The organism is Asanoa hainanensis, from assembly GCF_900188485.1.
Lineage (GTDB): Bacteria > Actinomycetota > Actinomycetes > Mycobacteriales > Micromonosporaceae > Asanoa > Asanoa hainanensis.
The window spans coordinates 131,202-144,128 of sequence record NZ_FZPH01000013.1 but is presented as its reverse complement, the minus strand read 5'-3'; the positions used below and the strand labels follow the sequence as shown (position 1 = coordinate 144,128).

Genomic DNA, 12,927 nt, shown 5'->3' with positions numbered 1-12,927 from the left:
CTTTCCAAGCCTTCTCCGTAGGAGCGAACCTCGATGCGTAACGTGTCCCAGCGAACTGCGGTGATCACGCTCGTCGCCGTCATCGTGGCGGGGATCGCGAGCGTGGCCTGGGCGGCATGGAGCGTCACGGGCACCGCCACGGGCACCGCCAAAGCGGGGAGCGTGACGGCGCTCCAGGCGAAGGCCGCTCCACAGTCCGACCTCTACCCAGGCGCCAAGGCCACGATCGTGGTCAGCGTCACCAACCCCAACGACTTCGCCGTCGAGGTGCAGTCCTTCACCTCGGGCGCGGCGGTGCAGGTGGACGCGGAGCACCTTGCCGACGGATGCACGGCCAGCAGCGTCGTCGTGATCGACCAGAACGCGTTGGCGCAACGCGTAGATGCCGGCGACACGGAGCAGTTCACGGTGCCCGACGCCGTCGTGATGAAGAAGAACGCCCCGGAGGCGTGCCAGGGCGCGTCATTCGAGATCACGCTGGCGCTCGCCGGCGTGACGCTGCCGGACTGAGAGAAGACGCCGTGAAACTGACTACGGCGCTGGCCGCCGTCGCGATGGTGCTCAGCCTGGCGGGGGCGGCGACCGGTTCGGTCGCCGTCCCCAACGAGTCCGAGCTGAAGCTCTCGAACTTCTCCACGCTCCGCTGGCCGTGGCAGAAGCCGCACTCGCCTGCGCCCGGCGCGCACAGCTTCACGATCGAGGGCACCTCGGTCGCCGGCCTCTACCCAGGGGCGCAGCGATCGATGGCGGTGCGGGTGCGCAACCCGTACCACTTCGATCTGAGCATCAGCCGCATCAGCGGCGAGGTGGTCAAGAGCTCCCGCCGGGCCTGCCCCGCCCACCCGGGCAACCTCATCGCTGGTTCGCACGACGGCCGGCTGCCGATAACGGTGCGCGCCCGTCAGTCGCGTGATGCCGGTTCGATTCCGATCCGGATGCCCGCCTCGGTGACCAACGAATGCTCGGGGGTCACCTTCACCATCCGGATCACCGGTGTAGCCACGAAGGTGAACAAGTGAAGAGACTGATCGCCACGTCCCCCGCCGTGCTCGGTGGCATTGCCGCTGTCACGTTGGTTGCCGGCGCCGGGGCGGCGATCGCCGCGTGGCGGGTGCAGAGTGACGAGGTCGTGTTGACCGCGGAGACCGCGACGCTCTCGCCCGGCAACAAGCCGGTCGTCAGCGCGGCCGGCAACGTGGTCACCGTGTCGTGGACGCCCAACACGTTCGGCGAGCGCAAGGTCGACAGCTACCGCATACAGCGGTACGACCTGGCCGGCTCTGTGCAGCAGCCACAGGGGACCTGTGAGGAGAACGTCGCCAAGGAGTCCTGTGCCGACTCGGGCGTGCCGACCGGCTCGTGGCGCTACACGGTGGTGCCGGTCAAGGGCGGCTGGACCGGGCCCGAGAGTGCCAAGAGCGACGCCGTGATCGTCGCTGCCGACGGCAAGGCCGTGGTGGTCCCCGACCCGGCGGTGGAGAAGCCGGCCGGTCCGGCCGCGGGTCCCGCCGTCGTCGCGATCGGCGACCCCGCCCAGCCGGCGGCCACCCCCGCGCCGGGCAGTCCGCCGGCCTGGACCGTGCAGCCCGGCACCGACGGGGTGCTCGGCACGGACGACACGCTGACCTACGCGGGCGGGGCACCGGTCGCACCCGGCGACGTCGTCACCGGCTGGGACGGCAAAGCCCGCCCGGTCACCGTGGTGGCCGAGGCCGGAGCGCAGCCGGTGCTGACGGTCGACGACGGCGCCACCCGGGTCTTCGGACCCCTCGCGGTGCCGCCCGCGACGGTGCCCGCCAACGCCACCTTCGACGCGACGCTGGCCGAGGTGCAGGGCCGGATCGTGGTCACGCTCGGCGCGCCGCGCGTCGCACCGGCACCGGACGAGGCGGCCACCGCGCCGGCCGATCCGACCGCCGGTGCCGACCCGACGACCGGCGGCACGGACCTAGGCACGAACCCAGGCACCGACCCGGGCACGGGCACCCCGGAGACCCCCGCAGCGCCCACGCCGGGCACGGAGACCACCGAGACGGCCGAACCCGGCGGCACGCCGAGTACGACCGAGTCGGCCGGCGGCGACGAGCCGGCGACCGGTGACACCAGCACGGCGGGCACCGAGGGTGAGCCCGACGCCCCCGCCACCGACGCCGCCGCGACCAGCGAGCCGGCGGCCGAGGTGAGCCCATCGACGGCCACCAGCGACGCGGCCGTCGTGCTCGTCGCCACATGACCGAAGAACCGACGACCGGCGACGTCACGGGCCGTAACCTCGCGCCCGCCCCGAACGGTGTAACCGGTGTGCAGCTCACGCCGAAGAAGACCCTCGCGCTGATCCTCGGGCTCGGCCTGCCCGTCGTCGTCGCGGCCGGCTGGGTGCTCGGTCAGCGCCAGGCCACCGGCACCCCGGCCGACGGCTCGGGGGCGATGGGCACCGCGCCGCACGAGCGGGTGCCCTCGCCGGCAGCCCAGTACGACGTCTACGACGACGCGCCCACGCTGGTGCCGATGGCCACCACCTTGGCGGCACCGTCGCCAAAACCCAAGCGGCCGAAGCCGACCGAAGCACCGGAGCCGGCCGTCCAGCCGACCGTCGTGCCCGAGGACCAGACGCCGAGCCCGGAACCGAGCCCCGCGGACACGAGCCCGAGCCCGGAAGAGCCCAGTCCGGAGCCGCAGGGATAAAACCGGCTAAACCGCCCATAAACGAAGCCGTCGCCCGTACGGTCAGCTCATGGGCCTGATCCTGGCGATCGTTTCGGCGATCTGCTACGGCTCGGCGTCGGTGTTCCAGGCGATAGCCGCCCGCCGGGCGCCGAGCTCGGACACCGTCAGCGCGAAGTCGCTGATGGGGGTGTTCGCGCAGTGGCGGTACCTGCTCGGCCTGGCCCTCGACGGCGCCGGCTTCGTGTTCCAGTTCATCGCCCTGCGCAGCCTGCCCATCTTCCTGGTGCAGGCGGCCCTGGCGGCCAGCCTCGCGGTGACCGCCGTGCTCGCCATCCCGCTGCTCAAGCTGCGGCTCGGCACCATCCAATGGCTGGCGGTCGGCGGCGTCTGCGTCGGTCTCGCGCTGCTCGGCGTCTCGGCCGGGAGCGAGAACGCCGACCAGCCTTCCTGGACGTTCCGGATCGGCCTGACGATCGCCGTACCCGTGCTGGCCCTGCTCGGTCTGGCGGCGATCAAGCTCAAGGACCCGCTGCGGGCGGCGACCCTCGGTCTGGTCGGCGGCCTGTTCTTCGGGATCGTGGCCCTGGCCGCGCGGTCGATCTCGGACGTCGACTTCGTCGACTGGTTCAGCGGTCCGGAGATCTACACCCTGGTCGTCGCCGGCGGCCTGGCCTTCGTCTTCTACACGATCGGCCTCCAGAAGGCCTCGGTGACGACCGTGACCGCCGGCCTGGTGATTGGCGAGACCGTGCTTCCGTCGGTGGTCGGCGTGCTCGCGTTGGGTGACACCACGCGGCGCGGCTTCATCCCCGTCGCGGCGGTCGGCTTCGCGCTGGCGATCGCGTCCAGCCTGATGCTGGCCAAGTACGGCAGCCTGGAGGAGCCGGGGGAGCCGTCGGGAGCCACTGGAAAGGCAGAGCTCCAGACCGACTAGACCGGCCGCTGCGCGATCACCCGAGCGTGCAGCGGCTGGTGCGTCCCGGGCTCGACCCGGTACGCGTCGCCCCCGGGAGCGGAGGTGACCGCCTCGACGAGCTCGGTGCCCACGTAGTGCAGCCCGACCCCGTCGTCGGTGGCGTAGCCCGGTGGCAGGGTCCCGTCGTCGACCAACCGCTGGAACAGCGCCCGCCGGGGCTGGTGCGCGTAGTCGTGGTGCACACCGTTGCTGTGCGGCAGGAAGCCCAGCGCGTCGGTCACCGGGTCGAGGTCGTCGGAGAACGAGTCGGTGGTGCCGCCGGTGTGCCAGCAGATGCTGCCCGCGCTGCCGCCGCCGAGCAGGACGCCGGCCTCCCAGCAGTCCCGCATGATCTCGTCGAGCCGGTGCGCACGCCAGACCGCCAGCAGGTTGACCACGCTGCCGCCGCTGACCCAGATCAGGTCGCGTGAGAGCAGGAAGGATCGCACGTCACGGACGTTCGGCTGGGGGAAGAGCTGTAAGTGGCTCGGCTCGGCGTCGGTGGAGTCCCGCAGCACGGTGTAGAGGCTGGCGATCGCCGCCGGGTCGTCGCCGACCGCGGTGGTGACGAAGCAGACCTTGGCCCGGGGTACGCCGGTCAGCGAGATCGCGTGATTGAGCAGGGCGCTGCGCTGGTCAGGCGGCGTGCCGGCCGGACGGGCAGCGGGCGAGACGGCGAAGATCTGCGGCGGGCGGGACACGCCCTTGATCATGTCAGAAGCGGATGGGCCAACCAGCGGGGCGAACGACGCCCACCCCCGTAAGCGTCGCCCGCTCGCCCGCCGGTTTCAGGTGACCGACCGTCCCCCAACGGGTGGGCCACCGTACCCCCAACGCTTGCGCTCGTCGTTGCCGGGCCTCGCGGCCTGCGGCTACCCCCAAAACCCCTTCGAGCGTGGCGCTAAGGAGAACGGTAGTTCGAGGCGAGATCAGTGGACAAGCGAGAATGCCTGTCTCGCCCATCACATCGGTCCTTACCGTTCAGTAGGGGACGTCGGTGGGAACAGATGCGTGAATGCCTGGAGGTTCGCCGTGGACTCGCCGCGCTTGACGCGCCACTCCCACTCGCGCCGGATCGCTGTGCCGAAGCCGATTTCGAGCATCGTGTCGAATGAGTCGTCGGCGTAGCTGAGCACCGCGCCGAGCAGTCGGTCGAGCTCGTCCTCGGTGACCGCGGCCAGCCCGGTGCGGCCGGTCAGATAGACGTCACCGACCTGGTCGATGGAGAAGGCGACCCCGTACATGCGGGCGTTGCGCTGGAGCAGCCAGGCCCACAGCTCCTCGCGCCGCTCGTCCGGCTGGCGCATCACGAACGCCTCGACCCGCAGCGCGTGCTCGCCGACGATCAGGTTGCAGGTCGTCTTGAGCTTGTGGGTGCCGGGCAGCGTCACCACGTAGGACAGCTCGCCGGTCGGCTCGATCGCGAGCTCCCGTTCGGCGCAGACCCGCTCGATCAGCGCGGCGACCTCGGCCGGCGAAGGGCCGCTCACCACGCGGCCGTGCCCGCGCCCAACGCCGCCGCTTCGCCCTCGAGCCGGGCTGTCAGCCGCTCCCGATGCTCCGTCACCGCACCACCGTAAACCGCCAGCAGCCCGCTCGCCGTGCGCGACCAGGAGAACTCGCTGGCGTGCGCGACCGCACCCCGGGAGAGCTCGACCCGCAGGCCCGGCGCGGCCAGCAGCCCACCCAGCGCCCGGGCCCAGTCGTCCGGGTCGTGCCCGTCGACGAGGACGCCGCTGATGTTGTCGCGGACCGCGGTGACCAGGCCGCCGACCGCCGCGGCGACCACCGGGGTGCCACAGGCCTGCGCCTCGACCGCGACCAGCCCGAACGACTCGTTGTACGACGGCACGGCCACCAGGTCGGCGGCGCGGTAGACGTCGGCGAGGTCGCTGCCGGTCTGCGGCGGCAGGAAGCGCACGGCGTGGCTGATGCCGAGCGACGCGGCGAGCTCGATCAGCGCGGCCGGCCGGGCCAGGCCGGTGCCGCTCGGCCCACCGACGATCACCACGGTCAGGTCCCGTGCGAGCTCCGGGTCGCGGGCGTGCAGCGCGGCGGCCGCGGCCAGCAGCACGTCGGGCGCCTTGAGCGGCTGGATCCGGCCGACGAACGCGACGATGTGGCCGCGCTCGGGCAGCCCCAGCCGGCGGCGGGCGGCACCCTGGTCGCCGGGGGTGAAGCGGTCCAGGTCGACACCGGGCTCGACGACACTGACCAGGTCGGAGTCGGCACCGTACCGGTCGATCAGGTCGCGGGCCTCGAACGTCGTGTTGGCCACCAGCCGGTCGGCCTCGGCCACCACCTGCTCCTCGCCGACCACCCGGGCCAGCGGCTCGGGGCGGTCGCCGGCGGCGAGCTGGGCGTTCTTGACCTTGGCGAGGGTGTGCGCGGAGTGCACCAGCGGCACGCCCCAGCGCTCCCGGGCCAGCCAGCCGACCTGTCCGGAGATCCAGTAGTGGGAGTGCACCAGGTCGTAGTAGCCGGGGGCGTGGGCCGCCTCGGCCCGCAGCACGCCGGTGGCGAAGGCGCACATCTGCGCCGGGAGGTCTTCCTTGGCGAGGCCCTCGAACGGACCGGAGATCACGTGCCGGACCAGCACGCCCGGCGCCATCTCGACGGTGTTCGGCAGGTCGCTGGAGGTGGCCCGGGTGAAGATCTCGGTCTCGACACCGGCCTCGGCGAGCCGGCGGGCGACCTCGGTGACGTAGACGTTCATGCCGCCCGCGTCACCGGTGCCGGGCTGGTCGAGCGGTGACGTGTGTACGGACAGCGTGGCGATGCGTCGGGGGAGCGGCCAGGGCTTGGGTCCTCGCTGCCGGCCGACGCCGAACGGCGCCTGCACCACATCTGCTCCTTCCAAGCCGGGCCCGACATCGCCGGGCGCCCATGTATAAACCTCTCCCCCAGGCGACATCTTCCCCACGGACGAGTGGCTACGCCTACCCGGCGGCGTTCAGACGTGACGGACTTCATCCGGCAGTGAGGCGCGCCACGGGATGGGAGAGGATTGTGGGCATGCCGATCGCCATCGTCACCGGCGCGTCCAGCGGGATCGGGGCGGCCACCGCCCGCCGCCTGGCCGCCGAGGGGTTCACCGTCGTTGTCGCCGCCCGCCGGGCTGACCGCCTGGCCGAGCTGGTGACGCAGATCACTGACGCCGGCGGCAGCGCGGTCGCGGTGCCCTGCGACGTCACGTCCGACGAGTCGGTGGCGGGCCTGGCCGAGGCGGTCGCCGACCTCGCCGAGTCCTACGGCCGCGAGGCCGGCGGCCCTGACGAGCCGGTCACCCTGCTGGTCAACAACGCCGGCGGCGCGCTCGGCCTCGACCCCGTCGAGCACGGCTCCGTCGACGACTGGCAGTGGATGTTCGAGGTCAACGTGCTCGGCACCCTGCGGGTGACCAAGGCCCTGCTGCCGCTGTTGGAGGCGTCCGAGGCCGGCACGATCGTGATGGTCAGCTCGACCGCGGGCTTCATCGTGTACGAGGGCGGAGGCGGCTACAGCGCCGCCAAGCACGGCATGACGGCGATGACCGGCACGTTGCGGCTCGAGCTGGCCGGCCGTCCGGTGCGGGTGGTCGAGGTCGACCCCGGCATGGTCCGCACCGACGAGTTCGCGACCAAGCGGTTCCGCGGCGACACGGAGCGGGCCGACGCGGTCTACGCCGGTGTCGAGATGCCGCTGACCGCGGACGACGTCGCCGACTGCATCGCCTGGACGGCGACCCGGCCCCAGCACGTCAACATCGACCGGATCGTGGTCCGGCCCCTGGCCCAGGCGGCTCAGCACAAGGTCGCTAAAGGTCCCATCGGGAAGCAGAGCTGACCAGGTCGCAGCGACCGCAGGGGTTCGTCACCAGAGGGACGACGAACCCCAACCGGCTGCGCCGGATCGACAACTGGATCGCGGCGTACGCGGGCTCCGCGTTGAGGGATGCCGTCGACCCGCTGGTGGTCGACCTCGGCTACGGCGCCACCCCCGTGACCGCGGTCGAGCTCCGGTCGCGGCTGGCCCGCGTGCGGCCCGAGGTGCGGGTGGTCGGGCTGGAGATCGACCCGGCGCGCGTGGCCGCCGCCGCGCCCGCCGCCGACCCGCCCCGGCTGACCTTCGCTCGTGGCGGCTTCGAGCTGGCCGGCCTGTGCCCGGTGGTGGTGCGGGTGTTCAACGTGCTGCGCCAGTACGACGAGGACGCGGTGGCCGGCGCCTGGGCGACGATGACCGATGCGCTGGCGCCGGACGGGATCGTGGTCGAGGGCACCTGCGACGAGCTCGGCCGGCTGGCCGCCTGGGTCTGCCTCGACCGGACCGGTCCGCGCTCGCTCACCCTGGCCGCCCGGCTGTCCACCCTCGACACCCCGGCCACGCTGGCCGAACGGCTGCCCAAGGCACTGATCCACCACAACGTGCCGGGCGAGCCGGTGTACGACCTGCTGCGCGCGCTGGACGACGGATGGCGGGACGCGGCGCCGTACGCGACGTTCGGCGCCCGGCAGCGCTGGCAGCGCGCGGTGGCCGCGGTCAAGGCCGGCGGCTGGCCGGTGCTGGATCGGCCGGCCCGCTGGCGCCTGGGGGAGCTGACGGTCGCCTGGTCGGCGATCATGCCGACAAAATTCCCTTAACCGGACACGCCACCTAAATCGCTGCAGCCTCGTTGGGCCGTTCGACAACAACCCATCACACAGACGGGGAGGACAGGCTGTGCGTAACCGGCTGTCCCTCATTCTCGCCGCGTTCGCGCTGCTGGTGCCGGCGATCGCGCTGACCAGTGTGGCCGCCCAGGCCGCTCCGGCCGCGCACGTGGCTGCCGCGCCGTGTCCGCCCGGCTCGGTCAAGCAGGACTACTACTGCGTGCCGACCGACACTCCGACGACGCCGCCGGCGGTCACGGAGGAGCCCGAGCCGCAGCCGACGCCGATGCTCCCGCAGACCGGTGCGGACGCCGGGGTCGTGGCCGGGATCGGCGGTGGCGTGCTGCTGGTCGGTGTGGTCATCGCGCTGTGGGCGACCGCTTTCCGCCGCCGCCACCGTTTCGAGGCCTGAGCTCTGCAACACCCCCAGCCCGGTGCGTACCCGGGGGTCCAGTGGGGGTTACCGAAGGGGGTCCGCTCGCCGCGGGCCCCCTTCCCATGCGCTAGAGAGCGCAGTTGACCAGGACGGGCTCGGGGTGCAGGGTCGCGCCGAACCGCTCGTGTACGCCGTCGCGGATCTCCCGGGCCAGGTCGAGCAGGGCGGCCGTGCTGCCCTGGCCGCGGTTGGTCAACGCCAGCGTGTGCTTGCCGGAGATGGCCACGCCACCCCGCCCGCCGTAGCCCTTGGTGAACCCGGACTTGTCGATCAGCCAGGCGGCGCTGACCTTGACCGTGCCGCCCGCGGCCGGCCACGAGGGCGGGTCACCGACGCCGCCGGCCCGGGCGCGCAGGAACTCGAAGGCGCCGGCGTCGAGCACCGGGTTCGTGAAGAACGATCCGACGGACCAGGTGTCGTGGTCGGCCGGGTCGAGCACCATGCCCTTGCCGGCCCGCAGGGCGCGCACCGCCGCCCGCGCCTCGGCCAGCGGCACCCGTTCGCCCGGCGCCACCGCGAGCGCCCGGGCCAGCTCCGCGTAGCGCACCGGCGCCGACCGCGGGTCGACGGCCAGCCGGAAGTCGACGGAGAGCACCACCCAGCGGTCGCTGTGCTTGAAGACGCTGGTCCGGTAGGCGAAGCGGCACTCGTCCGGTGCCATCCGGCGGACGGTGTCGTCGAGCCGGTCGTAGACCTCGACGCCGACGATCGTCTCGGTGACCTCCTGGCCGTAGGCGCCGACGTTCTGGATCGGCGTCGCGCCGGCCGAGCCGGGGATCCCGGAGAGGCACTCGACCCCGGACCAGCCGGCGTCGACGGTGGCGGCGACGAACTCGTCCCAGGGCTCGCCGGCCGCGACCCGGACCACGACGTGGTCGTCGTCGGACCCGACGACCTCGAAACCGCGGGACCGAACCAGGATCACCGGTCCGGGTACGCCCGCGTCGGCGATCACCACGTTGCTGCCACCGGCCAGGATCATGGCGGGTGCATCGTCGCGCGCGGCTGCGCGTACCATTTGCACGATTTGATCGCTGTTTTCCGCCGTTTGCACCTGACTGGCCGGGCCGCCCAATCGCAGCGTGGTGAAGTCGGCCAACGCCCGTGGATCGAGCGGGCCGGTGGCGGTCGGGGGTTCGGCGCTAACGTCTGGCACGTTGTTCACCCTAGGCTGGGGTGCTCCGGCATCAGTGGCGACGGTCCGGCCCGCACCGAAGGAGCATCCGATGACCAGACTGCACGGCACCAAGGACTTCTGGCTCGGCGGCGTGCGGGCGGAGGCGGCCGCCTTCGCCGCCGCGGTGGCCCAGGCTCCGCCGGACGCGCCGGTGCCGTCCTGCCCCGGCTGGACCGTCACCGACCTGGTGCACCACCTGGGCAGCTGCTACGAGTGGGTGACCGCCCTGGTCGAGCGGGGCGGCACCGAGCGCCCCGACCTCCGGGAGCACCCCGTCGACGCGCCCGGCGGCGAAGCGTCGCTGGCCTGGTGGCAGATGCGCTACGACACCCTGATCTCCACTCTGGACGCGACCGATCCCGAGACGCCGCTGTGGAACTGGGCGCCGCAGTCCAAGAAGGCCGGGTTCTGGAGCCGCCGCATGGCGCACGAGACCGCCGTGCACCGGTGGGACGCGCAGATGTCGCTGGCGGCGAGCGAGCCGATCGAGGCGAAGCTGGCCGCCGACGGGATCTCCGAGGTGCTCGACACGTGGCTGCCGGCCGGGCGCCGGCAGAGCGGCGAGCGCCCGCACGGCGTCGTGCAGCTCTTCGCGGCCGATGCCGACCAGGAATGGCTGGTCCGACTGCGCGGCGAGGGCGTCGCGCTGCTCGACACCGACACGATCCTCGACACCGACGAGCCGCCGGCCCGGGTGCAGGCCGAGGGCACCGCGAGTGATCTGCTGCTGGCGCTCTACGGCCGGGTGGGTTTCGATGTCCTGGTGGTCAGCGGCGACCCGACCCTGCTGACGGCGTTACGCACGGGGTGATTCCTTGACCAGGGCGAAGAACGGAACGCGCGAGCGGCCGACGCTCGAGGCGGTGGCCAAGCGGGCAGGCGTGTCCCGGGCCACCGTGTCGCGCGTGGTCAACGGCTCGACCACGGTCGCCGAACCGATCCAGGAGGCGGTTCGGCGGGCGGTACGCGAGCTCGGCTACGTGCCCAACCTCGCCGCCCGGAGCCTGGTCACCCAGCGCACCGACTCCGCCGCACTGATCCTGCCGGAGACGCCGACCCGGGTGTTCTCCGACGACCCGTTCTTCCACGGCGTCATCCGCGGCGTCTCGATGGAGCTCGACGCCGCCGACAAGCAGCTCGTGCTGTTGATCGCCGGTTCCACCGCCGGGCACGACCGGGTCGAGCGCTACACGATGGGCCGCCACGTCGACGGCGTCATGTTCGCCTCGATGCACGGCGCCGACCCGCTGCCCGCCGCGCTGATCCGGATGGGCATCCCGGTCGTCTGCAGCGGCCGGCCACTCGGGCGCACGACGGTCGAGGTGCCCTACGTCGACGTCGACCAGATCGGCGGCGTGGTCTCGGCCGTCCGGCACCTGCTCGAATCGGGCCGCAAGCGGATCGCGACCATCTCCGGCCCGCAGGACATGGTGGCCGGCATCGACCGGCTGACCGGCTACCGGCAGGCGCTGCGCGACTCCGACCGGCGCTCGATCGTCGCGATCGGCGACTTCACCAGGGAGTCCGGCACCGTCGCGATGCGCCAGCTCCTCGACGACGACCCCAAGCTGGACGCGGTGTTCGCGGCCTCGGACCTGATGGCCCACGGCGCGCTGCGGGCGCTGCGGGAGGCCGGGCGGCGGGTGCCGGACGACGTCGCCGTGATCGGCTTCGACGACATCGAGATGGCCCGCTACACCGAGCCGCCGCTGACCACGGTCCGGCAGCCGATCCAACAGATCGGCCGCGAAATGGCCCGCCAACTCATGCGCCTGGTAGCAGGCGAAGAGATCGAACCGATCACGATGCTCCCCACAGAGCTCATCATCAGAGAGTCGGCTTAGACCCGCTCCAGCTCGCGGACCCGTAGCGCCCGGCGGGCGGCTTCGCGGTCGCGGGCCGGGCCCGTCAGCAGGTGGCCGGCGGCTGCGACCAGGCCGACCGTGCCGACCGCGATCCAGTGCCAGCTGCCCAGGTGGTCGAGGCTGAGGCCGCCCAGGGCCGGGGTGATGAAGGCCGCCGCAGGGAAGGTCAGGCTGAACACCGACTGGTAGCGGCCCCGCAGTTCCTCCGGGGACAGCTCCGCGTTGACCTCGGCATTGGGCGGTGCGGCCAGCATCGAGCCGATCGTCCAGATCACCGAGGCGAGCAGGTAGACGGCCAGGTGGTCGGCGAAGGCCAGCGCGCCGAAGCCCAGGCCGATCAGGCCGAGGGCGGTGGCCAGCACGGTGTGCTTGCGGTGTCCGTCGATCAGCGGGGGCACGAAGAGCTGGCCGACCACGATCAGGGCCGCGCTGATCGCGACCACCGTCCCGTACGCGGCGGGGCTCAGCCCGTCGGCCCGCATCGCCAGCGGCATGATCGTCGAGGTCTGGGTGGACAGCGCGGCCAGCAGGAAGGTCAGCCCGACGAAGACCAGGTACGTGCGGTCGGTCAGGGCGGTGAGCAGGCCGCCAGTCGCTTCTGCCCGGCGGTGGCGCTGGAACGTCTCCGGCACCTTCCACGCGATCACCGCCGCCGTCACCGCGGTGGCGCCCGCGTCGGCGAGGAAGAGTGCCAGGTAGCTCACCTGGGCCAGCAGTCCCGCGAGCAGGCCGGCCGCAGCCATGCCGAGGTTGAACGACCAGAACTGCAGGTTGAAGGCGCGTGACCGGCGCTCGGCCGGCACGACGTCGACGATCGCGGCGACGAACGCCGGCATCGGCATCGAGTGCACGAGCCCGAGTGCGACGGTCAGGGCCGCGATCGCGCCCAGGTGCGTGGTGAAGGCCAGCGCGGCCATCAGCCCGGCCGCCACCGTGTGCGCCCAGAACAGCGTCGCCCGCCGGCCCCAGTGGTCGGCCAGGACGCCGCCGAGCAGCGTGCCGGCGACGCCGCCGATCCCGTAGCCGCCGACGACCAGGCCGGCCAGGCTGGCCGAGGCGCCGCGCTCGTCGGTCAGGTAGACCGACATGATCAGCATGGCGAACGCGCCGACCCGGTTGATCAGCATGCCGGTCCAGAGGTACCAGTACGTGCCGGGCAGGCCGCCCGCGGTGTTCCGCAACCAGGCCCGCAACCCCGG

The 12,927-nt window shown here is 72.5% G+C and carries 15 protein-coding genes; 10 read left to right on the top strand and 5 right to left on the bottom strand.

Translation table 11 applies throughout. The features are described from left to right. Positions 1–42: 42 nt before the first annotated feature. From CHC05_RS28025 to CHC05_RS28005, 5 genes are read left to right on the top strand one after another with little or no spacing between them, the layout of a single operon-like run. Positions 43–510 (top strand): hypothetical protein, encoded by a 468-nt coding sequence (locus tag CHC05_RS28025; protein ID WP_179266414.1) that lies wholly within the window; start codon positions 43–45, stop codon positions 508–510. Positions 511–521: 11 nt separating this feature from the next. Next, a complete protein-coding gene (locus CHC05_RS28020; protein WP_089253570.1) occupies positions 522–1,019 on the top strand; it encodes a hypothetical protein in 498 nt (165 codons plus the stop codon). Beyond that, positions 1,016–2,233: a hypothetical protein gene (locus CHC05_RS28015; protein WP_089253569.1), complete on the top strand. Its 1,218-nt coding sequence runs from the start codon at positions 1,016–1,018 to the stop codon at positions 2,231–2,233. Before CHC05_RS28020 ends, CHC05_RS28015 begins: the two co-directional genes overlap by 4 nt. Next, complete coding sequence (locus tag CHC05_RS28010; protein ID WP_089253568.1) at positions 2,230–2,685, top strand: hypothetical protein; 456 nt, start codon at positions 2,230–2,232, stop codon at positions 2,683–2,685. Before CHC05_RS28015 ends, CHC05_RS28010 begins: the two co-directional genes overlap by 4 nt. A 49-nt stretch (positions 2,686–2,734) precedes the next feature. Then, positions 2,735–3,601, top strand: a complete 867-nt coding sequence (locus tag CHC05_RS28005; protein WP_089253567.1) for a DMT family transporter — start codon at positions 2,735–2,737, stop codon at positions 3,599–3,601. Here the strand turns inward: CHC05_RS28005 and CHC05_RS28000 are convergent. From CHC05_RS28000 to mshA, 3 genes are all read right to left on the bottom strand, one after another. Further along, complete coding sequence (locus CHC05_RS28000) at positions 3,598–4,335, bottom strand: Type 1 glutamine amidotransferase-like domain-containing protein (RefSeq protein WP_089253566.1); 738 nt, start codon at positions 4,333–4,335, stop codon at positions 3,598–3,600. The two genes, CHC05_RS28005 and CHC05_RS28000, sit on opposite strands and share 4 nt — an antisense overlap. Before the next feature lie 261 nt (positions 4,336–4,596). Further along, entirely contained in the window at positions 4,597–5,112 is a 516-nt protein-coding gene (locus CHC05_RS27995; protein WP_089253705.1) for a type III secretion system chaperone family protein, read from the bottom strand. Further along, the gene (gene mshA, locus CHC05_RS27990; protein WP_425426851.1) at positions 5,109–6,467 is read right to left on the bottom strand and encodes a D-inositol-3-phosphate glycosyltransferase; all 1,359 of its coding nucleotides are present in this window, start codon (positions 6,465–6,467) and stop codon (positions 5,109–5,111) included. Before mshA ends, CHC05_RS27995 begins: the two co-directional genes overlap by 4 nt. A 170-nt stretch (positions 6,468–6,637) precedes the next feature. Between mshA and CHC05_RS27985 the strand changes: the two genes are divergently transcribed. The 3 genes from CHC05_RS27985 (at position 6,638) to CHC05_RS27975 (ending at position 8,662) form a co-directional block, all read left to right on the top strand. Then, complete coding sequence (locus tag CHC05_RS27985; RefSeq protein ID WP_089253704.1) at positions 6,638–7,447, top strand: SDR family oxidoreductase; 810 nt, start codon at positions 6,638–6,640, stop codon at positions 7,445–7,447. After that, on the top strand, positions 7,444–8,241 hold the full coding sequence (locus CHC05_RS27980; protein WP_089253564.1) for an SAM-dependent methyltransferase: 798 nt from the start codon (positions 7,444–7,446) through the stop codon (positions 8,239–8,241). The genes CHC05_RS27985 and CHC05_RS27980 overlap by 4 nt, the downstream gene beginning before the upstream one ends. A 79-nt stretch (positions 8,242–8,320) precedes the next feature. After that, complete coding sequence (locus CHC05_RS27975) at positions 8,321–8,662, top strand: LPXTG cell wall anchor domain-containing protein (protein ID WP_089253563.1); 342 nt, start codon at positions 8,321–8,323, stop codon at positions 8,660–8,662. Between the two features lie 91 nt (positions 8,663–8,753). On the opposite strand, the gene CHC05_RS27970 is transcribed toward CHC05_RS27975, so the two are convergent. Continuing rightward, a complete protein-coding gene (locus CHC05_RS27970; RefSeq protein WP_089253703.1) occupies positions 8,754–9,842 on the bottom strand; it encodes a UDP-N-acetylmuramate dehydrogenase in 1,089 nt (362 codons plus the stop codon). 70 nt (positions 9,843–9,912) lie between these two features. On the opposite strand from CHC05_RS27970, the gene CHC05_RS27965 reads away from it, so the two are divergent. Both CHC05_RS27965 and CHC05_RS27960 read left to right on the top strand, forming a co-directional pair. Then, positions 9,913–10,674: a maleylpyruvate isomerase family mycothiol-dependent enzyme gene (locus tag CHC05_RS27965; protein WP_089253562.1), complete on the top strand. Its 762-nt coding sequence runs from the start codon at positions 9,913–9,915 to the stop codon at positions 10,672–10,674. A gap of 4 nt (positions 10,675–10,678) precedes the next feature. Next, the gene (locus CHC05_RS27960) at positions 10,679–11,707 is read left to right on the top strand and encodes a LacI family DNA-binding transcriptional regulator (protein WP_089253561.1); all 1,029 of its coding nucleotides are present in this window, start codon (positions 10,679–10,681) and stop codon (positions 11,705–11,707) included. On the opposite strand, the gene CHC05_RS27955 is transcribed toward CHC05_RS27960, so the two are convergent. Then, the gene (locus CHC05_RS27955; RefSeq protein WP_179266413.1) at positions 11,704–12,921 is read right to left on the bottom strand and encodes an MFS transporter; all 1,218 of its coding nucleotides are present in this window, start codon (positions 12,919–12,921) and stop codon (positions 11,704–11,706) included. The genes CHC05_RS27960 and CHC05_RS27955 overlap by 4 nt on opposite strands. Positions 12,922–12,927: the final 6 nt, after the last annotated feature.